The following is a 25,454-nucleotide window of genomic DNA, read 5'->3' on the forward strand; positions in this document are numbered from 1 at the left end:
GGCCGCTTCGCCCCCCTCTCGCCGAACGGCTCGCGGCCCGCGCCGTACGGATCGCCCGTCCGCGACGAGCGGCGCGCCGACGTCGCCGAACGGCGCGCAGGGGGCTCGCCACCAGGCCAGGCCGCCTGTGCGGGCGGTCCGCCGCGGGGGGGGCTAGGGGTGCCCTGGCCCGTCCTCCGGCCCGTCGGGCGGAGGGAGGGACGGGGGGCTGGGCGGAGTGGGCGGGGCGGGGCGGAACTGCCGCACGAGCTGGTCGCGGACGCGCCGGGCGTGCCGCCGGCTCACCGGCAAGGTGGTGGCGCCGACGCGCAGCACCATCCGGCCGTCGTCGAAGCGCATCTCGGTGATGTGCCGGGCCGACACGAGCGTGCTGCGATGCACCCGGATGAACCCCGAGGCCGCCCAGCGGCGCTCCAGGGCCGCCAGGGACATGCGCACCAGGTGTGTGCCCTCGGCGGTGTGCAGGCGCACGTAGTCGCCGCTGGCCTCGGCGTAGGCCACGGCATGCTGGGGGACGAAGCTGGTGCGCCCGCTCAGCTCCACGGGGATCACATCGTCCATGGGCGCCTCGGCGGCCTGCGTGCCGTAGGTCGCCGACTCCACCCGCCGGACGGCCTCGGCGACGCGGTCGGGGCGCAGTGGCTTGAGGAGGTAGTCCACGGCCTCCAGTTCGAAGGCCTGCACCGCGCGGTCGTCGTGCGCGGTGACGAACACCAGGCGCGGCGGGCTTGGGAACGCGCCGATGAGCCGGGCCAGGTCGAGGCCGTCGAGGCCGGGCATGCGGATATCGAGGAACACGCAGTCCAGCCGCTCCCCCGCGCCGATCATCGCGACCATGTCCTGCAGCGCGGCGACCCCGTCCGAGGCCGTCAGGACCTCCTCGACGCGATCGTCCCGCCGGAGAAGGTAGGCGAGTTCGGAGAGCGCGTGCACCTCGTCGTCGACCGCCAAGACACGGAGCATGGCACACACGGTGCCGCCACGACCGGCCCCCGGGCAAGACCCATCTTCACGCGGCGTAGTCGTTCAGCCGTGTTTAGTCATGGCTTGGCCGCATTTTCGGCACCCGCATGCGGACGGTGGTGCCCTCACCGGGGGCGGTGTCGATGGTGAGGCCGTAGTCCTGGCCGTAGATCTGGCGCAGCCGCACGTCGACGTTGGCCAGGCCGATGCCGCCGCCCTCACCGCTCGGCGGGCCGCCGTGCAGCATCTCGCGCACCCGGCACGGGTCCATGCCGGCGCCGTCGTCCTCGACGGTGATGTGCACCTCGCCGCCGGCGTCGCGCACGACGACGTTGACCTCGCCGGTGCCGCCCCGGCGGCGGATGCCGTGGGTGATGGCGTTCTCGACGATGGGCTGCAGGCACAGGAACGGCACGGGGACGGGCAGCACCTCGGGCACGACGTCCACGGCGAAGCGCAGCTTCTCGCCGAAGCGGGCACGCTCCAGCAGCAGGTAGCGGTCGACGCAGGTCAGCTCGTCGGACAGGGTGGTGAAGTCGCCGGCGCGGCGCAGGGCGTGGCGGGCGAAGTCGGCGAAGTCCAGCAGCAGCTCGCGGGCGTGGTCGGGCTCGGAGCGGGTGAAGGAGGCGATCGTGGTCAGGGAGTTGCACACGAAGTGCGGCGAGATCTGGGCGCGCAGGGCGCGCGTCTCCGCCGACAGGGCGCGGCGGCGCGTGGCGTCGAGCTCGGCCAGTTCGAGCTGCCCGGACGCCCACTGGCCGACCTCGGTGGCGGCGCGGACGAGCGCGGCGTCCACCTCGGCGTCGTAGGCGGCGAGCGCGCCGATGACCCGCCCGTCGACGGTCAGGGGGACGACGACGGCGCCGCGGACGGCGCAGTCCTCGGCCTCGCAGAACAGCTCGTCGCCGGCGACCAGGTAGGGCCGGCCGCCCGCCAGGACGCCGTGGACGTGGCCGAGCAGGTCGCGGGTGTGCTCCTCGCCCGGGGGCTCGGTGTCGCCGTCCCAGGCCAGGAGCTGGTCCAGGGAGGTCACGGCCAGCGCGGAGGACCCGACCAGCGCGCGCAGGTGGCGCACGGCCCTGCGCGCCGCGTCGCGGGCGAGGCCGGCGCGCAGGTAGGGGGCGGCCATGGCGGCCTCGTGGAGCGTCGCGAAGGCGTCGTCCCGCGAGGCGCCACCGCGCGCCACGGCGCCGCGGCGGCCGAGGACGTAGGCGAGCAGCCCGCTCAGGGCGCACAGCAGCGGCCAGCCGGTGTCGAGCATGCCGGCAACCGTAATGGGTCACCTAACGTGATCGTGCCCGAACTACGAAGGACCGTCGCCGGCGTCCTCCTGGTAGGAGTAGCGCTGCTCGCGCCACGGATCGCCCACGTTGTGGTACCCGCGCTCCTCCCAGAACCCGCGGCGGTCCTCGATCATGTACTCGACCGCGCGCACCCACTTCACGCTCTTCCACGCGTACAGGTGCGGGACCACGATGCGCACGGGGTGGCCGCGCTCGGAGCTCAGCGGCTTCTCGTCCAACTCGGTGGCGAAGAGGGTGGAATCGCGCGCGAAGTCGGACATGCGAATGTTGGCGCTGTAGCCGTACTCGCCCCAGATCATGACGTGGCTCACGCCCTCGGCGGGCGGCGCGGCGCGCATCAGGGTGGCCGCCGAGACGCCGCGCCACTCGTTCCCCATGAGCGAGAACTTGGTGACGCAGTGGAAGTCGGCCAGGACCGTGACACGCGGCAGCGCGGAGAACTCCGGCCAGCCGAAGCGGGCCTCCTCGCCCGAGGCGGTGGCCCCGAACACCAGGAGGCTCCAGCGCTCCGGCCGGAACTGCGGGACCCGGCCGTAGTGGATGACCGGGCGGCCGCGTGGAACGTGCTGCCCGGGGGGCAGTCGGTCTTCCTCGCTTGGATCCGGCACGCAGCAATCCTGCCATCGCGGTGGTGACGGCGGGTCATCGGCACCCCACTTGACGGACTCGGCGCCGATGCGGGGCCGGGCCGCCGGTCGGGCCGCGCGGATGCGTTAGACTTTCCGGCGATGCGTAGCGTGTATGAGTTTTGGTATGGCGACGGACCCTGGGAGGTGGCCGTTCGCCCTCAGACGCTGCGCTGAGGCAAACGTGATCGAAGGCCCCGGGTCCGTCGGACCCGGGGCCTTCGCGTTTCCGGGGCCACGAACGACGGCACGGCGGTCAGGCGATCAGCACAGAGCACGGTCCACGACAAGAGCGGATCACCCAGAAAGGGCATCCACCATGGTCATCGTCATGAGTCCCGGCGCCACCCGGCAGGACGCCGACGGCATCGTCACGCTGATCGCCGCGGCGGGCGGCGAGGCGTTCGTCAGCCGCGGCGTCAGCCGCACGATCATCGGGCTGGTCGGGGACGTCACCCGCTTCGCCACCCTCAACCTCAAGAGCATGCCCGGCGTCGCGGACGTCGTGCGCATCAGCACGCCCTACAAGCTCGTGAGCAGAGAGAACCACCCCGAACGCTCGACCGTGCGCGTGGGCGGCGTGCCGATCGGCCCCGGGACGCTCACGCTGATCGCCGGGCCGTGCGCGGTGGAGACCCCTGAGCAGACGCTGGAGGCGGCCCTGATGGCGCGGGCGGCCGGGGCGGGCCTGCTGCGCGGCGGCGCCTACAAGCCGCGCACCTCGCCGTACGCCTTCCAGGGGCTCGGCGAGGCCGGGCTGCGCATCCTGGCCGACGTGCGCGCCGAGACCGGGCTGCCGATCGTCACCGAGGTCGTGGACGCCCACGACGTCGACCTGGTCGCCTCCTACGCCGACATGCTGCAGGTCGGCACCCGCAACGCCCAGAACTTCGGGCTGCTGCAGGCGGTGGGCGCGGCCGGCAGGCCCGTCATGCTCAAGCGGGGCATGAGCGCCACCATCGAGGAGTGGCTCATGGCCGCCGAGTACATCGCCCAGCGCGGCAACCTGGACATCGTGCTCTGCGAGCGCGGCATCCGCACCTTCGAGACCGCCACCCGCAACACCCTCGACGTCTCCGCCGTCCCCGTGGCGCAGCGCCTCTCCCACCTCCCCGTCATCGTGGACCCCTCCCACTCGGGCGGGCGCCGCGACCTGGTGATGCCCCTCAGCCGCGCGGCCATCGCCGCCGGCGCCGACGGTGTGATCATCGACGTGCACCCCCACCCCGAACGCGCACTGTGCGACGGCCCCCAGGCACTGGTCCGTGAGGACCTGGAAGAACTCGCCACAGTGATCGACACCTTCGCCCCCCTCATGAACCGCCTCCCCGCCACCGCGGACCTGACCCCGGTCGCGTAGAAGCACCCGGCAGGACACGTCAACAGCCACGTGGCGGCCCGAACCCCCTCACCCCAAGGAGCCTCGCGCGCCGCCACACCGGCCAAGCACCCGCCCCTCGCTCACGCCCGCGCCCAGACCGAACGTGCGGGTGGGGCCACCCGTGCAGGTACGGCGGTCAGCGTGGGTCTTCGAGTTTGTACTCCTGGATGGAGGCGGCGAGTTGGACGGCGAGTTCTTCGGCGTCCAGGCGCTTCTCTATTTGGCGGAGGTCGGCGATCTTGGCGCGGGTTTCGGCGCGGCGGGGGGCCAGGAGGGTGCAGCAGTCCTCGTCGGGGAGTTCGGAGATGGCGAGGGTGCCGATGCGGCGGGCCTCCGCCATGATCTCGGTCTTGTCCATGCCGATGAGCGGACGCAGGATCGGCATTCCCACCGCGTCGTCCAGGGCGGTGAGGTTCTGCAGGGTCTGGGAGGAGACCTGGCCGAGCGAGTCGCCGGTGACCAGCACGTCGCGCCGCAGCCGGTGGGCGACCTCCTCGGCGGTCTTGAGCATCAGGCGGCGCTGGGCGACGACCTGCAGCCGGTCGGCGCCGGAGCTGCGCAGGGACTGCTGGGCCTTGCCGAACGGCACCACGAACAGCCGCGTCCTCGTCTGGAACTTGCCGAGCGCCCGCACCAGCGCGTACGCCTTGTAGATCGACTCCGAGGTGGTGAAGGGGATGCCGGAGAAGTGCAGGAAGTCCAGGTCGAGGCCGCGGCGCATCATGCGGTAGGCCGCCACGGGCGAGTCGATGCCGCCGGACATCAGCACGAGGCCACGCCCGCTGATGCCCACGGGCAGGCCGCCGTGGCCGGGCATGCCGTCGGTGAAGACGAAGACCTCGTCCCTGTCGACCTCGATGTGCACGGTCAGCTCGGGGTTCTTCAGCCGGACCGGCAGCCCGTACTTGTCGTTGATCTCGCCGCCGACGAGGCGGTCGAGCTCGTTGGAGCGCAGGGGGAAGCGCTTGTCGCGGCGGCGGGAGCGCACGGCGAAGGTGGCGCGCCGCTCGATCACCTCGGTGCGCCCGGCGACGAGCTCCAGCGCGGCGGCGGTGACGGCGTCGGGGTCCTTGGCGACGCGCCAGGCGCGGTGGATCCACACGAGGCCGATGACGTCGGTGAGGCGCCGGGCGACGGTGTCGGCGACCTCCACGCTCGTGCCCTCGGGCAACAGGATCGCGATGACGCCGTGCCGCTGGCGCAGGTCCACGCGAAGCCCGGACTCCTTCAGCGCCGACTTGATATTGGCTTGGAGGCGGCGCTCGAACAGCTCGCGGTTCCTGCCCTTGAGGACGACCTCGCCCAGCTTCAGCAGGACGCAGGGCTCGCCCAGCGCTGAGGGGGGCACGACGGACATGGACTTGCCTTTCGGGGCGTGAGGGTCAGGCCGGACGCGCGCCGGGGCGGCGGACCGTTCCGGGCTGCGGGCACCACTCAATTTATCCCGGATGACCGCCTGCCGGTCCGCCGGACGGCACGCGACCGCCTCACCGGAAGGTGACAGACCGCCCCCGCGGCTCGGGCGGCCACCGTCGCCCGCCCTTTCCCCTTCTCACGCCGGCCGCCGGAAAGCCCCGCCAAGCCCTGACAGCGCCGGCCCCCGGGCGCCGGTGGCGGCCGGGGGCGACGGCAGGGCCGCGCGGCGGCGGGGCCCGTCAGCCGAAGAAGACCTCGGCCTCCTCGTACCGGGACGCCGGGACGGTCTTGAGCTCGGAGGTCGCCGCGTCCAGCCCGACGCGGACGATATCGGTGCCGCGCAGCGCGACCATCTTGCCGAAGTCGCCGTCGTTGACGGCGTCGATGGCCTGGAGGCCGAAGCGGGTGGCGAGCACGCGATCGTAGGCGCTCGGGGTGCCGCCGCGCTGCACGTGGCCGAGGACCGTGGTGCGGGCCTCCTTGCCGGTGCGCTTCTCGATCTCACGGGCGAGGACCTCGCCGATGCCGCCGAGGCGGACGTGGCCGAAGGCGTCGAGCTCGCCGGCCTGCAGGGCGAGCTGACCCTCGATCGGGTGGGCGCCCTCGGCGACGACGATGATCGGCGAGTACCTGATCTTGAAGCGGCTCTCGACGTACTCGCACACCTTGTCGATGTCGAACGGCTTCTCGGGGATGAGGATGACGTTGGCGCCGGCCGCCATGCCCGCGTGCAGGGCGATCCAGCCCGCGTGACGGCCCATGACCTCGCAGATCAGCGCGCGGTGGTGGGACTCGGCCGTCGTGTGCAGGCGGTCGATGGCCTCCATGGCGATGTTGACCGCGGTGTCGAAGCCGAAGGTGTAGTCGGTGGCGTTGAGGTCGTTGTCGATGGTCTTCGGCACGCCGACGACGTTGACGCCCCGGTCGTAGAGCTGCTTGGCGACGCCGAGCGTGTCCTCCCCGCCGATGGCGATGAGGGCGTCCACCCCGCCGGAGGCGAGGTTCGCCTTGATGCGGTCGACGCCGCCCTCGATCTTGATGGGGTTGGTGCGCGAGGAGCCGAGGATGGTGCCGCCGCGCGGGAGGATGCCGCGCACGCTCTGGATCTCCAGCGGCATCGTGTCGCCCTCAAGCGGGCCACGCCACCCGTCGCGGAAGCCGACGAACTCGTGGCCGTAGACGCCCACGCCCTTGCGGACGACGGCACGGATGACCGCGTTGAGACCGGGGCAGTCGCCGCCCCCTGTCAGTACTCCGATACGCATGGCGGGTTCCTCCCGATGGGGTTCACAGTCAGACTACGGTGCTCTCCGCGGTCACCGGAAAAGGTCGGCGCCGCCGGAGTCCTGCCAGGTCACCGGGACGTCGAGCATCGCCGATGCGGCCGCCACCGCAAGGCATTGTGCCGCAGGCGCGCACATTGGTCTAGACCAAGCGCTTAGACCGTACCGTACTCGGGCGCCGGTCCGCGCCCGGGTCCGCGGGAGGGGCCGTCAGGCGCGCGCCACCAGGACGCTGGACGGGCTGCCGACCTTGAACTCCTCGCCGGTGACCTCCGGGACGCCGTCGCGCAGCGCCAGCGTGGCCACCAGGTCGGAGCGCTGGTTGGCCACGTACATGCGGTCGCCGGCCACGGCGAAGTGGCGGGGCCACAGGCCGCCCGCGCTGGACTCGGCCACCAGGGACGGCGCCTCGCCGCCGAGCGAGAACACCGCGATCGTGTCGGGGCCGCGGTTGGCGACGTAGAGGTGACGGCCGTCGGGCGAGACCTCGACGTGGGAGGGGTGGTTCTGGCCGGAGGTGCCGCTGGCGGGCACCCGGGCGACCTCGCGCCAGTCCGCGTCCAGGACGGTGATCATGCCGTCCAGCTCGCCGACGACGTACCAGCGGCCCTCGTGGTGGACCATGTGCCGGGGACCGCTGCCGGGCGGCAGGTGGGCGGAGCCCTCCGGGTGCGGCTCGGGCTCCGTGCCGAGGATGACGCGGCGGACCTCGTCGGTGCCGAGGTCGGTCACGTGCAGCACCCGGCCGGGGCCGAACGTGGCCTGGTGGGCGTGCGGCTCGGCCTGCCGGGCCGGGTCCTGCCCGTGGCCCCGGTGCGGGAACAGCCGGGGCGGCCCGTCGAACAGCCCGGCCTCGCCGAGACGGTGGATCGCGACGGTGCCGTCGCCGTAGTTGGCCACCGCGAGCCACGAGCCGGTCGGGTCCACGGCGAGGTGGCAGGGGTAGGAGCCGCCGCTGGTGTGGTCGGCGAGCAGGCGCGGGCCCCGGGCGTCGGCGGAGTAGGCGGCGACCCCGCCCTCCTCGCGCTCCAGCACCGCGTACAGGACGGGCAGGCGAGGGTGGAGCGCCAGGAAGGAGGGGCCGGGCGCGGCCACCTCCGCCAGCGCGGTCAGGGCTCCGTCCCCGCGCCGGACGACCGTGAGCCCGGTGCCGGACCCTCCGGTGTCGGGTGTGTAGCCGCCGATGTAGAGCACGTCGCCCGCAGTCCCCGAAGTCATGGCACCGACGATAGCGCCCTGACCCGTCCTTGATCACCCTTCGCGGCCGGAACGTCGCTCTCCTGACGGATTTCCTGCGCGCCCGGGGCGGGTCGCCGTGTCGCGGGGGTCTGGCGTCCGCGATCGCCACATGCTTGACTGAGTCAACGAATTCGTTGATTGGAGCAATGAATGGACGATCTCGTCGCCGAGGTCAGGGCGTTCAACCGCTTCTACACGCGCGTCATCGGCGTCCTCGGCGCGGGCATGCACGACACGCCGTACTCGCTGACCGAGGCCCGGGTGCTGTTCGAGCTGCGCGGCCGCGAAGAGATGGAGACCGGCGAGCTGCGGCGGCTGCTCGGCCTCGACGCCGGCCACCTGAGCAGGATGCTGGCCCGCTTCGAGGACGGCGGGCTCGTCACCCGCGCCCGCTCCGCCGCCGACGCCCGCAAGCAGGTCGTCCGCCTCGCCCCGCACGGCGCGGACGTCTCGGCGGCGCTCGACGCGGCCTCGGCCTCGGAGGTGCGGGGCCTGCTGACCCCCCTCACCGGGGATGAGCGGCGGCGGCTGACGTCCTCCATGGCCGCGATCCGGCGGATCCTCGACGGCGGCCCGCGCCGCGAGCCGTACGTGATCCGGCCGCCGCGCCCCGGCGACCTGGGCTGGATCGTCCACCGCCACGGCGTGCTGTACGCCGAGGAGTACGGCTGGGACGAGACCTTCGAGGCGAGTATCGCCGACATCGTCGCCGGATACGTCCGCGACCACGACCCCAAGCGCGAGGCGTGCTGGATCGCCGAGGTCGAAGGGGAGCCCGCCGGGTCCATCATGTGCGTCCGCGAGGACGACCGGACGGCGCGGCTCCGGCTGCTGCTGGTCGAGCCGTCCACCCGGGGCATGGGCATCGGCGCGCGGCTGGTCGAGGAGTGCCTGTCCTTCGCCCGGCGCGCCGGCTACACGCGGATCGTCCTCATGACCGTGGAGGTGCTGGCCGCCGCGCGCCGCATCTACCAGCGGGCAGGCTTCGAACTGGACGAGCAGCACCGCGAGCACGCGCACGGCGCAGAGATCACCCGCCAGAACTGGTCCCGAGACCTTTGACCTCAGAGACCCCCGGTAACCCCCGCAGCCCGACTTCCGCGACCGGCCCGCGGCCCGGCCTCGCTGAGCGCGGGGAGGGTGGGCCGGGGGTGATGAGCCCGAGATCCGGGCCATGGGGATGAGCCTGGATCGCGGGTCCGGGGTGGCGTCGCCGGGCTCTTGGTCCTGACGGTGGCCCGGGGTGGTGGGGCCGAGGTGGCTGGGGCCGGGGTCGGTCAGCGCGGTTCGGAGGCGTTTGGACAAGGGCTTTCGCCGTGCTTCGCCAAGGGGTGGGCAAGGCTTGAGCAGGGGTTCGGCGGGGGTGCTCGCGTCGCGTCTAGGGTCGGCCCGGTCGCCTGGGATCGTCGGGTGAGCGCCGTGTCGCGCGGCCGGAGGTCCAGGGGCGCCCGAGCCCCGCCGCCCGGCCCTGGGAGCCGCCGATGACCTCGATGATCGTTTCGACGCCGTCCGCCCCGACGATCAGGGCGCGCAAGGCCCTGGTGTTCCTCGACCGCGAGGAGCCGGGGGCGGCGCGCAGGCTCGCGCACGCCCTGGCCACCGAGGGGTACGCGGTCGAGACGGCCGAGGGCGACGCCGCCGACCACCGGCGGGTGGGGGCCTTCCTGGACGCCGTGGAGCCGGGCGACCTGCTCCTCGTGCGCTGGTCCACCGAGGCGGGATGGGGACGGCGCGAGTTCGGCGTTCTGATGGAGGAGTTCGCCCGGCGCGTCGAACGGTCCGACGGCGCCGCACTGCTGCTGGTCGTCGACTTCGGCTGGCTGGTGGCCGCGGGCCCCGGCCTGCCGCACGAGGACACCGGCCGGCTGCCGGTGCGCGGGGAGCCGGTGGCGGCGGCCGCGGCCCTCACCACCAGCGCGACCATGGCCCCCGGTGGACGGCCGGCCCGCCCGGTGCCGCTGACCGCGATCCTCGCCGACGGCGTCCTGTCCGGCGAGGCCGACCTCGACCACGACGGCACGATCTCGGTCGGCGACCTGTTCCGGTACGCCCAGGAGCGCTGCGCCACGCTGGGCGGCGACCGCCGGCCGTTCCTGCTCACCTACGGCGAGGGCGAGCGGGTCGGGGTGGCCTCCCCGCGCCGGACCGCCCGCGACCTCGGCGCGGCGTTCGGCCCCGCGCTCGCCCGCCTGGCCGCGCTCGGCGACACGGTGCCCCCGGCCTCGGCCGCCGAACTCGTGAACCGCGTCTACGACGTCCACCTCGGGGCGGACGCCCGGCGACTGCTGCGCCGCTCCACGCTCCTCCCCGACGACGAGCCCTTCACCCACGAGATCGCCGCACTCCTCCTGGACGAACACCCGCCACCCACCGCCCCTGGCGCGGGAGCCGCCGGCCCCTTCTCCGCGGGAGGGGCCGCAGGCGAGGCCGTGGAGGAGTTGCGGGGCTGGGGGCTGCTCGGGGCGGAGGGGGCGCTCGCGGGGCCGGTCGTCCGGGACGCGGCGGCGGGAAGGCTGGAGCCGGGAGAGCCCGCGCACGTGTCGGCGATTCTGCGCCGGTGGCGGGCGGCGCGGCGGCCCGTGCGGCCCCGGACCCGGCTCACCGGCGACCGGTGGACCCTGCGCGACCGGCTCGGCCACCGCGTCCACGCCGAGGCGGTCGCGGCGTTCGTCCGTCATCCCGACACCCGGCCGCCGCTCACGATCGGCATCAAAGGGCCGTGGGGCGCGGGCAAGACCTCGCTGATGCGGATGATCCAGGACGTGCTGGACCCGGGGGCAGCCGAGGGCCGTCCCACCGAGATCCACCTGGGCCCGGGAGGCCGGGGGAAGGTCACCAACGCCGAGGTGCTCGCGCTGGCCAGGCGGCCCGAGCCGGACGCGGCCGTGCGGGCCGTGCCCGGGGAGCTGCCGCTGCGGCCCGCGGACTGGCGTCCGACGGTGTGGTTCAACCCGTGGATGTACCAGAACGGCGAGCAGGTGTGGGCGGGGCTGGCGCACGAGATCATCAGCCAGGTCACCTGCCGCCTGCCGCGCGGGGAGCGTGAGCGGTTCTGGCTGGCGCTGAACCTGTCGCGCGTCGACAGGGAGGCCGTGCGCAGGCGCGCCTACGGCTTGGTCGCGACGCGCCTGCTGCCGCTGGTCCTGGCCCTGGTGGCGACGCTGGTGCTCACCGGGGCCTCGCTGGCGGCCGGCGCGCTGCTGCCCTCGGCCGCCGCCCTGCTGCGGGGGACGGCCGCCGCCGCCGGGGCCGGGGGGCCGCTGATCGTGCTGGCCGCGGCGGCGGTGCGGCTCGCGGGGTTCTTCCGCGAGTCGGCCGACACCGCCTTCCGCGGTCTGGTGCGCCAGCCCGACCTGCCGGCGGGCGACCTGACGCCCGATCCCGGGTACCGGGCGCGGACGGGGTTCCTGCACCTGGTGCAGACGGACATGCGGCGGGTGCTCGGCATGGTCGCGACCGAGGAGCGTCCCCTGGTGGTGTTCGTGGACGACCTGGACCGGTGCTCGCCGGGCACGGTGGCACAGGTGATCGAGGCGATCAACCTGTTCCTCGCCGGGGAGTTCCCGAACTGCGTGTTCGTGCTGGCCATGGAGCCGGAGGTGGTGGCGGCGCACGTGGAGGCCGCCTACCGGGACCTGGCGGGCGGTCTGCCGCCTGCCGCGCCGGGCGGCGCGGAGCGGTCCGGGCTCGGCTGGCGGTTCCTGGAGAAGATCGTCCAGCTCCCGCTGAGCGTGCCGCTGCTGGACGACGACGACCGCGTGCCCGCCTACCTGCGCTCCCTGCTCGACGTCCCCGCCGTCCCACCGCGTGCCCGTCCCGGGGACGGCCCCGCCGCGCCGGACGAGCGGCCCGATCCCGAACTGGTCGACCGCATGGAGGCCGCCATCCGGGCCCTGCACCCCACCGCGGAGGACCTGGACGCGGTGGCGCGCCGCGTGCAGGACACCGTCGGCGGTCCCGGCCGGCCGGTGTCGCCGCCGCGAACCGGCCTGTTCTCGCGGCGCGCCCGGATCGTCTTCGCGCCGTGGCCGACCTCCTCGCGACGGGTCGCCTCCACGGGCGATGTCGTCGGCGCTCAGGATCGGCTCGGCGGACGCCTCCAGCCGTCACGGACCGGCTCCCGGCGGCGGGTCGCCTCCGCCGACGAGGTCGTCGCGCGAGAAGGACCGCCGTCGCGGGCCGGCTCCCGGCGGGTCGCCACCGCCTCCCCTGCCTTCCCGGCGGCCTCCGGCGACGCGATCGGCGGGCTGGGTCCGGCGGCGCGGCTGGCGGCCGATCGGGTCTACGACGACATCTACAGCGACGAGAACGCCTGCGCGGCGATCGAGCGGGTGCTCCCCGCGCTCACGCTGACCAATCCGCGCGAGCTGAAGCGGTACGTCAACGTGTTCCGGTTCTACTCGTTCGTCACCTACCGGCGCGCCCTGGCGGGCGGGCCGCGGGCGACGGACGACGAGGTGGCCAAGCTGGCCGTGCTGGCGGTGCGCTGGCCGCACCTGCTGACCCTGCTCGCCTCCGAGCTTCCTCCCCGCCCCTCGCCGGAGCCCCGGCGGGCGCGCGGACGCGGCCGCACCGTGCTGGAGCGGCTCGAACGGGCGGCGTCCGGCCGGGGGCACCGGGAATGGGCCCGCGCCCTCGGCGAGGCGGGGCTGACCGGAGAGGCCGGCGCGGGAACGGCGCGCTGGGACGCGTTGCGCGCCCTGCTGTCCGCTCCGCCCTCGGTCTCCGGTCTCGCGCGCGACGTGCTGTGAGCGTCAGCGCTGCGCCTGGATCATCCAGTGGTGCTTCTCCAGTTCCTCGGTCACCGCGATGAGCAGGTCCTGGGTGACGAGGTCGGCGTCGTCGGTCGCCTCGATCCGCTCGCGCATCCGGGCGATCATCGAGCCGAGTATCTCGGTGAACGCCTCGATGACCTTGGCGTCCTCGATGTAGCCGTAGCCGAGCTGCTGCACCCGCGTGTCGCGGGCGACCGTGGCGGCCCGCCCGTCGGGGTTGACGCCGAGGGCCACCGCCCGCTCCGCCGCCGAGTCGGCGCTGGATCGGGCCAGCGAGACGATGTCGTCCAGCTGGAGGTGCAGCGAGCGGAAGTTCCGCCCGATGAGGTTCCAGTGGGCCTGCTTGCCCACGAGCGAGAGGTCGAGGAGATCGATGAGCGCGCCCTGCAGCGCCTCCCCGACGATCTTCTGCTTGTCGGCCGGCAGCGGGCTGGTGATGTGGGCCATGAAGATTCTCCCCCTCAAGAGTCATTTGTGGCCTCTTACGTATTTCGCCCTAACCGGTCTGCGGCATCCTAAACGTTGACACTGTAATGATTGCAGTGTCACTATGGAGGTATGAGCGACACCTGGACCATCGGCGAGCTGGCGGAGCGGGCGGCGGACCTGCTCGGCCCCGCGACGCGCCGCCCCAATGGCCGGGTCCGCGACGTTCCCAACGAGCGGCTGATCCGGTGGTACACGACCATCGGCCTGCTGGACCCGCCGCTCACCCGCCGCGGCCGGGTCGCCCTGTACGGCAGGCGCCACCTGCTCCAGCTCCTCGCCGTCAAACGCCGCCAGGCCGAGGGCCGGTCGATCGCCGAGATCCAGGCCGAGCTGGCCGGCGCGACCGACGGGACGCTGGAGACGATCGCCCGCCCGGCCGTCCCCTTGGCCCCGCCCGTGGACATGCCTCACCCGGCGCCGTCCCCGCAGAGTCCCCCGGATCCTCGGGCCCCCAAGTACGTCCCCACGTCGCCGCCCCCGGCGCGGGCCCGGTTCTGGGCCGAGCGCCCGGCACCGCCGTCCGCGCCCGCCCAGGGTCCGCACGCCGACGACGCCGACGAGGGCTTCACCACCGGTCTCACGGACGGCGCGGGCGTCGGTCCCGCCGACCGTCTCACGGACGATCTCGGAGGCGGTGTCTCGCACCCGCCGGACCATGGGCTCTCGGACCGGCTGGTGCACGGGGTACGGCTCGCGCCCGGGGTCACGCTGCTGCTCGACGGCCCCGCGCCCGGCCCCGCCGAGGTCGCCGCGCTGCGCGAGGCCGCGCGCCCCCTGCTGGCCGCGCTCGCCGCGCGCCGCCGATCCCCCGCCCCGCCTCGGTCAGCGGCGCCGTCCCCGGCCCCCGACGACATCACCGCCGGCGCGGAGGCCGGCGCGGAAACCGCCCACCCCGGCCCCGTCCGTCCCGGGCCCGGCCCGTCCGAAGGGATGCACGCATGACTGTTCCGATCACCCCGCTGAAGCCCGGTGAGTACGCGCCGCTCCCCGACGCGGGGCTGGGCGCGCTGCGGACCGGCAAGGGCAACCTCCCGTTGGAGAGCGTCGGCGTCGAGGCCCTGATCACCGGCCTGACCTCGGGCGTCGAGGTCGCCCAAGGGTTCTGCAACCCCTACGACGTGCCGTTGGAGGCGACCTACATCTTCCCGCTCCCCGACCGCGCCGCGGTGACGTCCTTCCGCATGGAGGCCGCCGACCGCGTCGTCGAGGGAGTGCTCAAGGAGCGCGGCCAGGCCCGGCGGGACTACGACCGCGCGCTGGCCGAGGGCCGCAGGGCCGCCATCGCCGAGGAGGACCGCCCGGACGTGTTCACGATCCGGGTCGGCAACATCCTCCCCGGCGAGCGGGTGACCGTGCAGCTGTCGCTCAGCCAGCCGCTCCCCTACGAGGACGGCGCCGCGACGTTCCGCTTCCCCCTCGTCGTGGCCCCCCGGTACATCCCCGGGGCGCCGCTCGACGACCGCTCCGCCGGGGACGGCGTCGCGCCCGACACCGACGCCGTGCCCGACGCCTCGCGCATCACTCCCCCGGTGCTGCTGCCCGGCTTCCCCAACCCCGTGCGGCTGGAGCTCGGCGCCCGCGTCGACCCGGCGGGGCTGGACCTGACGGCGATCCGGTCCAGCCTGCACGAGGTGGATCAGGAAGGGGACACCGTACGGCTGCGGCCGGGCGAGCGGCTGGACCGGGACTTCGTGCTGCGCCTGGAGTTCGCGGCCTCCGCCGCCCTGGCTCTGGTTCCCGACGAGGCCACGGAGCACGCCGGACACGAGGACGCGGCCGGGGCCGTACCCGGCGAAGGTGACGCGGAGGACGGGGACGGCACCTTCTCCCTCACCGTCCTGCCGCCTCGGGAGGAGGCCGGGGAGCGGCGGCCACGCGACGTGGTGCTGCTGCTGGACCGATCTGGCAGCATGGCCGGGTGGAAGATGGTCGCCGCCCGCCGGGCCGCGGCCCGCATCGTCGACACGCTCACCTCCGCCGACCGGTTCGCGGTGCTGTCGTTCGACTCGGTGGTGGAGCGCCCCGAGCGCCTCGACCCCGGCCTGGTGCCCGCCTCCGACCGCAACCGGTACCGCGCGGTCGAACACCTGGCCCGCCTGGAGGCCCGGGGCGGCACCGAGCTGCTGCAGCCGATGGAGGAAGGGCTCGGCCTGCTGGCCGACCCGGCGCGCGACGGCGTGCTGGTGCTGGTCACCGACGGCCAGGTCGGCAACGAGGACCAGATCCTGGAACGCCTCGGCGCCAAGCTGGCCGCCGTCCGCGTCCACACCGTCGGCATCGACCGTGCCGTCAACGCCGGGTTCCTCGGCAGGCTCGCCGGGCTCGGCGCCGGCCGCTGCGAGCTGGTCGAGTCCGAGGACCGCCTGGACGAGGCCATGGAGCACATCCACCGCAGGATCGGCTCCCCGCTGGTGACCGGCCTGACCCTCAAGGCCGAGGGCCTGGACGTGCTGCCCGCCACCGTCACCCACCTCGGCTCCCTGTACTCCGGGGTGCCGCTCACCGTCTCGGGACGGTTCCGCGGCCCCGCGAGCGGCGCGATCACCGTCCACGGGCTGACCGCCGACGGGCGGCCGTGGGAGCACCGCCTCACCGGGACGCCGGCCGCGGGCACGGCCACGCGGGCGATCTGGGCCAGGGCGCACCTGCGCCGCCTGGAGGACCGCTACGCGACCGGGGAGCACGGGCTGGAGCACGACATCGTCGCCACGTCGCTGCGGCACGGGGTGCTGTGCCGGTTCACCGCGTTCGTCGCCGTCGACACCCGCGTGGTCGCCGAGGGCGAGCCCCGGCACCGGGTGGTCCAGCCGGTGGAGATGCCGAGCGGCTGGGACATGCCGGCCCCGGCCGCGCCCATGGCGGCGGCCGCCCCGATGGCGTTCGCGTCGGCGGCGCCCGCGATCTTCAGGGTGCCGGACGACGAGGACGATTTCGACGTGCCCGACCGGCTGGACCCGCTGCCGCGAACGAGCCCGCGTCCGGGGGCCGCGCGCGGCAGGGCCTTCTTCCGCGCGCCGAGCCCCAAGGCGGCCCCGGCGCCGCCCCCGCCGGTGCGGCTGTCGCCCGACACCGTCCGGCCGCAGCTCGCCGCCGAGCTGACCCGGCTGCGCGCCGCCGCGTCCCTGCCCGGCCTGGAGCGGCGCCGCTACCTGGCCGACCTGGGCAGCCGCCTGGCGGCCCTGGTGTCCTACCTCGGCGGCGAGGACCGTCTCGCCGCCCTGGCCGCGGAGCTGTCGGCGTGCGAGACGTCCCCGGACGCCGACGTGGACGCGCTCTGGCGCCGGACGGACGCGCTGCTCACCGAGCTGACCGCCGGGCACGGCGGCGGGCCCGGCGCTCCGGGCGTTCTCGGCCCCGACGACCCCGGCGTTCTCGGTGACCCGGGCTTGCCCGGCTCCGTCGCCGGCGAGCCCGGCGGCCCGGTGGGCGGGGAGCGCGGACGCGGCTTCCGGCCGTCCTTCTGGAAGCGCTCCTGATCAAGGGGGCTTCGCACCCCGCGCCCCGGACGGGCGCGGGGTCAGGGGCCGTCGGCGCGGGTGCCGAGGTCGCGGTAGGCGGGGCGCAGGATGTCCAGCAGGGGGATGTGCCGCACCTTGACGGGCGGCGGCTCCAGGGCGCGGAGCAGTAGTTCGGGCGGCGCGCCGGCGGGCGCGGGACGCGGGCGCAGGCGTCCCGGCGGGACCGCGGGGCCGTAGAAGTCCCCCGTGCGCTCGGCGAACGGCACGTCGTCCACGTGCAGCGGGTCTGCGGGGACCTCCTCCTCGCCGGCGCCGCGCAGCGCGTCCAGCAGGGCGTCCCTGGCCCGGCCGCGCCAGGCGAGCACGAGGAAGGGGTCCTCGTCGAAGGACTCGGCCAGCAGGTACAGCACGGCCGACAGGTGCTTGCAGGGCAGGCCCCAGTCCGGGCAGGAGCACTCCATGTCCAGCTCGGACGGGAACAGCGGCAGGCCGAGCCGGTCGAAGACCTCGACGATCTCGGGGGGCATCTCACCCGCCAGCAGCGCCGCCCGGTACAGCGCCTCGCCGGCCAGGGCGTCCTGGACGGCCTCCCACGCGGCCTCGCCGTAGGCGCCGATCCTGATCGACAGCTCGTACGGCTCGGGCCGCGAGCCCTGGACGCGGGCGCGGGCGACGCCCGGCTCCAGGTGGATCTCCAGGACCTGGCCCTTCCTGGCGTAGGACCGTCCCCGCGTGAGACGCCCGGGGTCGCAGACGCGTTCGAGGATGTCGACGAACCGGCGCGACCACCACTGCTCGCCGAGGGACCCGCGCCTGCCGCGCGCCCGGATGCCGCCCTCCACGCGGATCGGCGCCGCCGCGTCGAACCATCCGTCCTTGCCGACCGGCATGTCAGTCCTCCTTCCCCGGCCGGGGCGCGGTCACCGGCCGCACCTCAGCTCACCGCCTCGGGGCCGAGCCGGAACAGCTCGCGCAACTGCTCGGTCGTCAGGTCGGCGATCCAGTCCTCACCCGCGCCGACGACGCTCTGCGCCAGCGCCTTCTTGCGTTCGATCATCTCGTCGACGCGCTCCTCCAGCGTGCCCGCGCAGATGAACTTCCTGACCTGGACGTTCCTCGTCTGCCCGATGCGGAAGGCGCGGTCGGTGGCCTGGTCCTCCACGGCCGGGTTCCACCAGCGGTCGACGTGGATCACGTGGTTGGCGGCGGTGAGGTTGAGCCCGGTGCCCGCCGCCTTCAGCGACAGCAGGAAGATCATCGGTTCGTCGTCGTGCTGGAAGCGTTCGACGAGCTCGTCGCGCCGCTTCTTGGGCAGCCCTCCGTGCAGCCAGAGCACGGGGCGGTCCAGGTGGGCGGCCAGGTAGGGCTGGAGCAGGGCGCCGAACTCGGCGTACTGCGTGAACACCAGCGCCTTGTCCCCCTCCTCGACGATCTCTTCGGCGAGCTCCTCCAGCCGGGCGAGCTTGCCCGAGCGCCCGGCGAGCCGGGAGCCGTCCTTGAGCAGGTGGGCGGGGTGGTTGCAGACCTGCTTGAGCCTGGTCATCGTGGCCAGGACGTTGCCGCGCCGCTCGATGCCCTCGGTCTGGTCGATCTTGGCGATCATGTCGTTGACGACGGCCTGGTAGAGGCTGGCCTGCTCGGGGGTGAGCGTGCACCAGACCTTCATCTCCAGCTTCTCGGGAAGGTCGGAGATGATCGTCTTGTCGGTCTTGAGGCGGCGCAGGACGAACGGCTGGGTGGCCCGCTTGAGCGCCCGGGCGGCCTGCTCGTCGCCGCGTGCCTCGATCGGCTCCTGGTAGCGCTCGCGGAACCGCTTGGCCGGTCCGAGCAGGCCGGGGTTGCAGAACTCCATGATCGACCACAGTTCGGCCAGGTGGTTCTCGACCGGGGTGCCGGTCAGCGCCAGCCGGGTGCGGGCCGGGATCGCGCGGACGGCCTGCGCCTGCCGGGCGCCGCTGTTCTTGATCGCCTGCGCCTCGTCGCAGACCACCCGGCCCCAGGGGAACTCCCGCAGGACCTCGGCGTCCCGCAGCGCCGTGCCGTACGTGGTGACCACCAGGTCGGCGCCCGCCACGGCGGCGGCCAGCTCCTCGCCGCGCCCGCGCGTCCCGCCGTGGTGGACGTAGACCCGCAGGGACGGCGCGAACCGCGCGGCCTCCTTCTGCCAGTTGCTCAGCAGGGACATCGGGCACACCAGCAGCGTGGGCGGCACGGGCCCGGCGGCGCGCTCTTCCAGCATGAGTGACAGCGTCTGGGCCGTCTTGCCGAGCCCCATGTCGTCGGCGAGGATCCCGCCGAGCCCTATGCGCGACAGGAAGGCCAGCCACGACAGGCCGCGCTCCTGGTAGGGGCGCAGGGCGCCGTTGAAGGCGGCGGGGGTGGCGACCGGGGTGAGACGGCGGTCGGCCTCGCCGGACAGCAGGTCGCCGAGCGCGCCGTCGGCGTCCACCCCGACGAGCGGCAGCTCCTCGTCGCCGCCGGTGACGACCTCCCGGAGCACCTCGGCGACGGTCATCTCGCCCGCGCGGCGCCGCTCCATCACCGACAGCGCGGCCTTGAGCTGGCGGTCGTCCAGCTCCACCCACTGGCCGCGCACCCGCACCAGCGGCACCTTCAGCCGGGCCAGCTCCTCCAGTTCCTCCTCGCCGATGGTGTGGTCGCCGACGGCCAGGTCGACGCGGAAGTCCACCAGCTCGCCGAGGCCGAACCCCTGCCCCGCCACCGCCCGCGCCGCCGTCGAGCCGCGGGAACGGGTGGTGAGCTTGAGGCCGAGCCCCTTGCGCCCCGCCCACGCGGGCAGCCGCACGCCGTACCCCGCGGCCTGCAACAGGGGCGCGGACCTGCGCAGGAACCCGAACGCCCACGCCGTGTCCACGATCATCCGGGACGGCTTGGGGTCGCGCAGCGCCGTGTGCAGCTCCGGACAGAGCCGCACGGCGCGCCCGAGCCCGGCGAGCAACGTCTCGTCGGGCCGGCGAGGCAGCCCGGGTACGCGCGTCCCCTCCCACAGCAACGACGCCGGAACATACAGGCTCGGATCATCCACAGACTGAAGCGCGAACTCCAACTCCCACGCGTCCCCACCCCCAGCGGGTCCGGCTCCCACTCCGCCATCCCCACCGGCTCCCACCCCGGCTTCGCTCCCGAGTCCGCCCCCTGCCCCGGCTTCGGTTCCGGGTTCCGGTTCGGGTCGGGGTTCGGAGAGGCGGAAGCAGAGGCGGATCGGGCCTTCGAGGTCGCGGGCGGCCTCCAGCCAGCCGCGCAGCGCGTCGCCGAGCTCCGCGGCCTCGCGCGCGCCGGCGCCGGGCAGGTCCGGGTCCTCGCCGGTGAGGGCGAACAGCCAGCGTTCGGCGAGAGGGCTCCTCAGCCCGGCGCGGTTGCCCCGCAGCAGCCTGTCGGGAAGCGCGCGGCGGGTCGCCGCGTCGGCGAGCGCGCCGAGCGCCTCGCGCAGGACCTGAGAAGAGGAACGCTCCTCGACCGCCGCCCGGCACACCGGGGGCATGGCGGCGGCGAGCTCGCGGAAGGCGGTGGCGTCGGCCCCGGTGATCACCGGCACCCAGCGCGCGGTGTGCGCGCCGTCCTCCATGACCAGCTGAGGAAGCACCCGGCCCCGCCTGACCAGGGCCTCGGCGTGCTCGGCCACGACGGCGAGGTAGCGCAGCGCGGCGCCCGGCCCCCACTCCGGCGCGCCCGGCTCGCCGGGAAGGGGCGAGGACAGGCGCTCCAGCAGGGTGAGCGCGCCCGCGGCCGGAAAAGCGAGCGCCTGGACCGTCCAAGGCAGGACCCGGGTGCCGCGGGCCGCACCGTCAAGCCCGGACTCCGGCGAGGGCAGCGGCCCCTTGGCCGAGCCCGGCAACAGCAGCGTGGCCTCTACGGCAACGGCCCTGGCGGCGGCCTCCCCCAACGCCGCGGCAAGCACACTCGCCTCAGCCGCGAACGGATGCCCCCGCACACCCCGGCGCCCCCGCCCGGACGCCTCCCCGCGCACGACGCGCGCGGAGGGGCCGCGTGCCGGGGAGCCCTGCGCCGAGATGTCCCTCGCGAAGGGGTCGCCTGCTGAGATGTCGTTCGCACGGATGTGTGGTGCTGGGGTGTCGTGCGCGAAGGTGTGTCGGGGGGAAGTGTCCTCTGCCCATAGCAGAAGGCCCCCTTCGGTCCAGGCCCCGTGGACCACGAGCACTCGGCCACCCCCGTCCCCTGCTCGATCGGCCGCCCTACCAGATCGGCACCGGACGCGCGCGTGTTACGCCCTTCCGGCCACCGCACCGTAAGCCCTTACGGGACCGTACCGTACGTCGTACGGCCCGCGCCGGTACGTCTTCCGGCCACCGCACCGTACCCCCGGCCGGGGCCGGCAGCGCACGTGTGCCCCGGCGCGCCTCGCGTGCCCGTAACCGTCGCAATGACATATGCCCAGGTCAACGACGATGTGTGGAAGGCGGACGGGCGTGGCGGGTCCCGCGTGGCCGACGTGTGACCAGCCCCGACATAGGGTATATGCGTGAGTTCCGAGCTTGATGAGACCGACGTCCTGATCCTCGACGGCGGTCTCGCCACGCATCTGGAGGCGCTCGGCTGCGACCTCCGGGACGAGTTGTGGTCCGCCAGACTGCTCCTGGAGAACCCCGAGGCGATCCTGCGAGCCCACCGCGACTTCTTCGCCGCCGGGGCCGACGTCGCGACCACGGCGAGCTACCAGGCGAGCTACCCCGCCCTGACGCGCCGCGGGCACGTCGCGCAGGAGGTGCAGGCGCTGCTGCAGTTGTCGGTGGAACTCGCCGCGCAGGCCAGGGACGAGGCGGGCGGCGGCCTGGTGGCGGCCAGCGTGGGACCGTACGGCGCGAGCCTCGCCAACGGCGCCGAGTACACCGGCGACTACGACCTCGACGAGGAGGGCCTGCTCGCCTGGCACCGCCCCCGCTGGGAGGTGCTCGCCGACAGCCAGGCCGACCTGCTGGCGTGCGAGACGATCCCGTCCTTCGCCGAGGCGCGCGCGATCGCCCGGCTGCTGGAGGAGACGCCGAACGTCAACGCGTGGGTGAGCTTCTCCTGCCGTGACGGCGAGCGCATCAACGACGGCACGCCCCTGTCCGAGTGCGCGGAGCTGTTCGCCGGGAACACCCAGGTGGTCGGCGTCGGCGTGAACTGCACGGCGCCGGGTCACGTCAAGAACCTCATCGGGCACGTCACCGGCTCGCCGATCGTGGTCTACCCCAACTCCGGGGAGATCTGGGACGCCGAGCGGCGCCGCTGGCTGGGGCTGGCCGACCCGCTGGAGTTCGGCGCGGCCGCCCGGGAGTGGCGCGACGCCGGGGCGACGCTGATCGGCGGCTGCTGCCGTACGACCCCCGAACACATCCGTCAGATCCGGGCGAGCCTCTCCTGACGCCTGCCGGGGACGGAGCGGCCGCGCCCCGGGATGAAGCCGGTGATCAGCAGGCCGAGCACCCCCGCCCCGGCGGCCACGATCAGCGCGACCTGCAGGCCGCGCAGCGACGGCAGCGTGAACGTCCCCAGGGAGACGGTCATGTGGGCCAGGAGGACGCTGATCACCGCGCTGGCGGTGGAGGTGCCGATGGACCGCATGAGCGCGTTCAGCCCGTTGGCCGCCGCCGTCTCCGACGCGGGCACGGCCGTCATGATCAGCGCGGGCATGGCCGAGTACGCCAGCCCCACCCCGGCCGCGATCACCGAGGAGGCCAGGACCACCTCCCAGGCCGAGCCCATCAGGCCCAGCGCGGCGGCGTACCCCACGGTGATCACGAGGGCGCCGAGCATGAGCGCGATCTTCGGCCCCCATTGGCGCGAGACGCGGGCCGACAGCGGTGAGAGCAGCATCATCATCAGGCCGCCCGGCGCCAGGCACAGGCCCGCCTGGAACAGCGTCAGGTCAAGGCCGTACCCCGAGGCACGGGGGCTCTGCAGCAGAGTAGGCAGCACCAGCGACATGCCGAACATGGCGAAGCCCATGAGGATCGAGGCCAGGTTGGTCAGCAGCACCTGACGGCGGACGGTCGTCCGCAGGTCCACCAGCGGGTCGCGCACCCGCAGCTCCATGAACGCCCAGCCGACCAGGACCACCGCCGCGGCGGCGAAGAGGCCCAGCGTCACGCCACTCCCCCACCCCCAGTCGCCGCCCTTGCTGATCGCCAGCAGCAGGCACGACAGCCCGGCCGTGAGCCCGATCGCGCCGGGCACGTCGAACCGGCCGCCCGCACGCAGCGGCGACTCCGGGATCAGGAGCAGCACCAGCAGCAGGTTGAGGGCGCCGAGGCCCGCCGACATCCAGAACAGTGTCTTCCAGCTCGCGTGCTCGGCGACGAACGCGGCCAGCGGCAGGCCGATCGCGCCGCCGACGCCGAGCGTCGCGCTCATCAGCGCCATGGCCGAGCCCAGCTTCTCCGGTGGCAGCTCGTCGCGCATGATGCTGATGCCGAGCGGGATCACGCCGATCGCGCACCCTTGCAGCACCCGGCCGGCCACGACCGGGACCAGGCCACTGGACACCGCGCAGACGACCGACCCCGCCACCATCAGCAGGAGGCTGGCCAGCATCACGCGGCGCTTGCCGTACAGGTCGCCGAGCCGGCCGCTGACGGGGTTGCAGACGGCGGCGGCCAGCAGCGTGGCGGTGATCACCCAGGAGGCGTCGGAGGCCGAGGTGCCGAGCAGGCGCGGCAGGTCCGGGATCAGCGGCACGACGAGCGTCTGCATCAGCGCGACGACGATCCCGCAGAACGCGAGCACCGCGACCACCAGGCCGGACCTCTTCGCGGGCGCCTCGGGCCCCGCGGCCGAGGGGGATGCGGTCACGAGGGGCCCTCCGATGCTCCCTTGACGATCAAGAACACGCACGACGATACAGACGCCGTCAGATCACCCCACCCCCGGGTACACCACCGCACTCACCCCGATACCCCCCAAGCCACCGGATCCCCCCCATCCGAATACACCCCCGCACTCCCTCCTGGACACCCCAAGCCACCGGATTCCCCCCATCCGGAGACACCCCCGCGCTCATCCCTCGGACATCCAAGCCACTGGAGAACCGGACTCTCCGGCACACCACCGCACACAGCCCAAGCCACTGGACAACCGGATCTTCGGGTACATCTCCGCACCCCAAGCCGGCGGAACCCTCCGGCTACGCCCCCGGATTCATCTCCGGACATCCGCTCCGCCGGATCACCCCCTTCGGGGGAATCGCCGCATTCCCCTCGAACACCCCAACGGTGGACCGCCCGCCCCCTCCTTCGCTCACGCGGACTGCGCGCGTTCGGCCGTGCCACCTGGGGCGGGGCGCAGGCAAGGCGCCGGGATCCGTGTTTCCCCCTGGCCACTGGCGCGGGCCGACGATCCCACGTTTTAATGAACGCCCGAACACGGAAGGGGTCCGGATGACCACGGGGAGTACCGCGGGGCCGGTCAGCATCAAGGAGGTCGCCGCGCAGGCGGGCGTCTCCCCCGGAACCGTGTCCAACGTGCTCAACCGTCCCCACAAGGTCGCGGCGCGGACGCGTTCCCGCGTCGAGCAGGTGATCAGCGAGCTGGGCTTCGTCCGGCACGGCTCGGCCTCGACCCTCCGCGCGGGCCACAGCCGTACGATCGGCCTCTCGCTGACCGACATATCCGACCCCTTCTGCACGGGCGTCGCCGCCGGGGTCGAGGCGACGGCGAGCGAGCGCGGCTACGCGGTGATCCTCGGCAACTCGGCGGGCGACCGGGCCAGGGAGGAACGCAACCTGCGCGTCTTCGCCGAGCAGCGGGTGCGCGGACTGATCATCACGCCGTCCGGCGACGACCCGCGCCGCCTGGACGTGGTGCGGGAGCGCGGCATCCATGTCGTCCTCGTCGACCACCAGGTCCGCCGCCCCGACCAGTGCTGGGTGGCCGTCGACGACTTCTCCGGCGGTCACATGGCGGCCGGGCACCTCATGGCCGCCGGCGCCACCCGCCTGGCGTACGTCACCGGCCCGCTCGCGATCCGGCGGTGCCGCGACCGGGGCAGAGGCGCCGCCCACGCGATCGGCGCGGCGGGGCAGGACACGGGCGCGGCCCTCCAGGTGGTCGAGGTGCCCGCGATGAACGCGGCGGCGGGACGGCAGGCCGCCGAGACCCTACTGGCCGGGCACGACCTGCCCGACGCGATCTTCTGCGCCAACGACGCGCTCGCCCTCGGCCTGCTGCGCGGCCTGCTGGGCGGGGGCGTGCGCGTCCCCGAGGACGTCGCCCTGATCGGCCACGACGACGTGGACCTCTCGGCGGCCTCGGCCGTCTCGCTGAGCTCGATCCGCCGGCCCACCGGCAGGCTCGGCCGCGTCGCCACCGAGCTCCTCATCGACGAGTGCGAGAACCCCGAGACCCACGCCCACCGCCAGATCGTCTTCCGGCCCGAACTGGTCCCCCGCGGGTCCACCCGCGCGATGTGACGCGCGGCGCGGTCCCGCCCGGCCGCGACACGCGGGAAGTCCGGTCGTTGTCCCTGGTCAGAGGCCATTCGAGACTGGGCGGGTGGGGGCG

The 25,454-nt window shown here is 74.0% G+C and carries 17 protein-coding genes; 7 read left to right on the top strand and 10 right to left on the bottom strand.

The genetic code is table 11. The features are described from left to right. Nucleotides 1-153 precede the first annotated feature (153 nt). The 3 genes from BJ982_RS31870 to BJ982_RS31880 all read right to left on the bottom strand — a co-directional run bounded on the left by BJ982_RS31870 (nt 154) and on the right by BJ982_RS31880 (nt 2,875). Nucleotides 154-963: a LytR/AlgR family response regulator transcription factor gene (locus BJ982_RS31870; protein WP_184886200.1), complete on the bottom strand. Its 810-nt coding sequence runs from the start codon at nt 961-963 to the stop codon at nt 154-156. A gap of 73 nt (nt 964-1,036) precedes the next feature. Further along, nucleotides 1,037-2,224, bottom strand: coding sequence for a histidine kinase (locus tag BJ982_RS31875; RefSeq protein ID WP_184886203.1), 1,188 nt, complete (start codon nt 2,222-2,224; stop codon nt 1,037-1,039). Between the two features lie 42 nt (nt 2,225-2,266). Next, on the bottom strand, nt 2,267-2,875 hold the full coding sequence (locus BJ982_RS31880) for a molybdopterin-dependent oxidoreductase (RefSeq protein ID WP_184886205.1): 609 nt from the start codon (nt 2,873-2,875) through the stop codon (nt 2,267-2,269). A 337-nt stretch (nt 2,876-3,212) separates the two neighbouring features. Here BJ982_RS31880 and aroF point away from each other — a divergent pair, with 337 nt between their 5' ends. Further along, nucleotides 3,213-4,253 carry a 3-deoxy-7-phosphoheptulonate synthase gene (aroF, locus tag BJ982_RS31885; protein ID WP_184886207.1) on the top strand — a complete coding sequence of 347 codons (1,041 nt, stop codon included), beginning with the start codon at nt 3,213-3,215 and terminating at the stop codon, nt 4,251-4,253. A 157-nt stretch (nt 4,254-4,410) separates the two neighbouring features. Here the strand turns inward: aroF and thiI are convergent, their stop codons facing one another. The 3 genes from thiI to BJ982_RS31900 form a co-directional block, all read right to left on the bottom strand. Further along, nucleotides 4,411-5,631 carry a tRNA uracil 4-sulfurtransferase ThiI gene (thiI, locus tag BJ982_RS31890; protein ID WP_184886209.1) on the bottom strand — a complete coding sequence of 407 codons (1,221 nt, stop codon included), beginning with the start codon at nt 5,629-5,631 and terminating at the stop codon, nt 4,411-4,413. A gap of 298 nt (nt 5,632-5,929) precedes the next feature. Then, complete coding sequence (locus BJ982_RS31895) at nt 5,930-6,955, bottom strand: 6-phosphofructokinase (RefSeq protein ID WP_184886211.1); 1,026 nt, start codon at nt 6,953-6,955, stop codon at nt 5,930-5,932. Nucleotides 6,956-7,183: 228 nt separating this feature from the next. Then, nucleotides 7,184-8,191: a lactonase family protein gene (locus BJ982_RS31900; RefSeq protein ID WP_184886213.1), complete on the bottom strand. Its 1,008-nt coding sequence runs from the start codon at nt 8,189-8,191 to the stop codon at nt 7,184-7,186. A 171-nt stretch (nt 8,192-8,362) separates the two neighbouring features. Between BJ982_RS31900 and BJ982_RS31905 the strand changes: the two genes are divergently transcribed. After that, nucleotides 8,363-9,274, top strand: a complete 912-nt coding sequence (locus BJ982_RS31905; protein WP_184886216.1) for a bifunctional helix-turn-helix transcriptional regulator/GNAT family N-acetyltransferase — start codon at nt 8,363-8,365, stop codon at nt 9,272-9,274. A 419-nt stretch (nt 9,275-9,693) separates the two neighbouring features. Next, on the top strand, nt 9,694-12,963 hold the full coding sequence (locus tag BJ982_RS31910; protein WP_184886218.1) for a KAP family P-loop NTPase fold protein: 3,270 nt from the start codon (nt 9,694-9,696) through the stop codon (nt 12,961-12,963). Nucleotides 12,964-12,966: 3 nt separating this feature from the next. Here BJ982_RS31910 and BJ982_RS31915 read toward each other — a convergent pair whose 3' ends face one another. Next, nucleotides 12,967-13,434: a Dps family protein gene (locus tag BJ982_RS31915; protein ID WP_184886220.1), complete on the bottom strand. Its 468-nt coding sequence runs from the start codon at nt 13,432-13,434 to the stop codon at nt 12,967-12,969. A gap of 111 nt (nt 13,435-13,545) precedes the next feature. On the opposite strand from BJ982_RS31915, the gene BJ982_RS39940 reads away from it, so the two are divergent. Continuing rightward, nucleotides 13,546-14,418 carry a helix-turn-helix domain-containing protein gene (locus BJ982_RS39940; protein ID WP_184886222.1) on the top strand — a complete coding sequence of 291 codons (873 nt, stop codon included), beginning with the start codon at nt 13,546-13,548 and terminating at the stop codon, nt 14,416-14,418. Continuing rightward, on the top strand, nt 14,415-16,952 hold the full coding sequence (locus BJ982_RS31925; protein ID WP_184886225.1) for a VIT domain-containing protein: 2,538 nt from the start codon (nt 14,415-14,417) through the stop codon (nt 16,950-16,952). Before BJ982_RS39940 ends, BJ982_RS31925 begins: the two co-directional genes overlap by 4 nt. 41 nt (nt 16,953-16,993) lie before the next feature. Here the strand turns inward: BJ982_RS31925 and BJ982_RS31930 are convergent, their stop codons facing one another. Further along, entirely contained in the window at nt 16,994-17,824 is an 831-nt protein-coding gene (locus BJ982_RS31930) for an SWIM zinc finger family protein (protein WP_184886227.1), read from the bottom strand. Nucleotides 17,825-17,868: 44 nt separating this feature from the next. Continuing rightward, nucleotides 17,869-20,853, bottom strand: coding sequence for a DEAD/DEAH box helicase (locus tag BJ982_RS31935; protein ID WP_239122833.1), 2,985 nt, complete (start codon nt 20,851-20,853; stop codon nt 17,869-17,871). A 582-nt stretch (nt 20,854-21,435) separates the two neighbouring features. On the opposite strand from BJ982_RS31935, the gene mmuM reads away from it, so the two are divergent. Next, on the top strand, nt 21,436-22,320 hold the full coding sequence (mmuM, locus tag BJ982_RS31940) for a homocysteine S-methyltransferase (protein ID WP_184886231.1): 885 nt from the start codon (nt 21,436-21,438) through the stop codon (nt 22,318-22,320). On the opposite strand, the gene BJ982_RS31945 is transcribed toward mmuM, so the two are convergent. Continuing rightward, entirely contained in the window at nt 22,296-23,747 is a 1,452-nt protein-coding gene (locus BJ982_RS31945; protein WP_275411670.1) for an MFS transporter, read from the bottom strand. The two genes, mmuM and BJ982_RS31945, sit on opposite strands and share 25 nt — an antisense overlap. 584 nt (nt 23,748-24,331) lie before the next feature. On the opposite strand from BJ982_RS31945, the gene BJ982_RS31950 reads away from it, so the two are divergent. Beyond that, complete coding sequence (locus BJ982_RS31950; RefSeq protein WP_184886233.1) at nt 24,332-25,363, top strand: LacI family DNA-binding transcriptional regulator; 1,032 nt, start codon at nt 24,332-24,334, stop codon at nt 25,361-25,363. Nucleotides 25,364-25,454: the final 91 nt, after the last annotated feature.

The sequence above is a fragment of the Sphaerisporangium siamense genome (genome assembly GCF_014205275.1).
In the GTDB taxonomy this organism is placed as follows: domain Bacteria; phylum Actinomycetota; class Actinomycetes; order Streptosporangiales; family Streptosporangiaceae; genus Sphaerisporangium; species Sphaerisporangium siamense.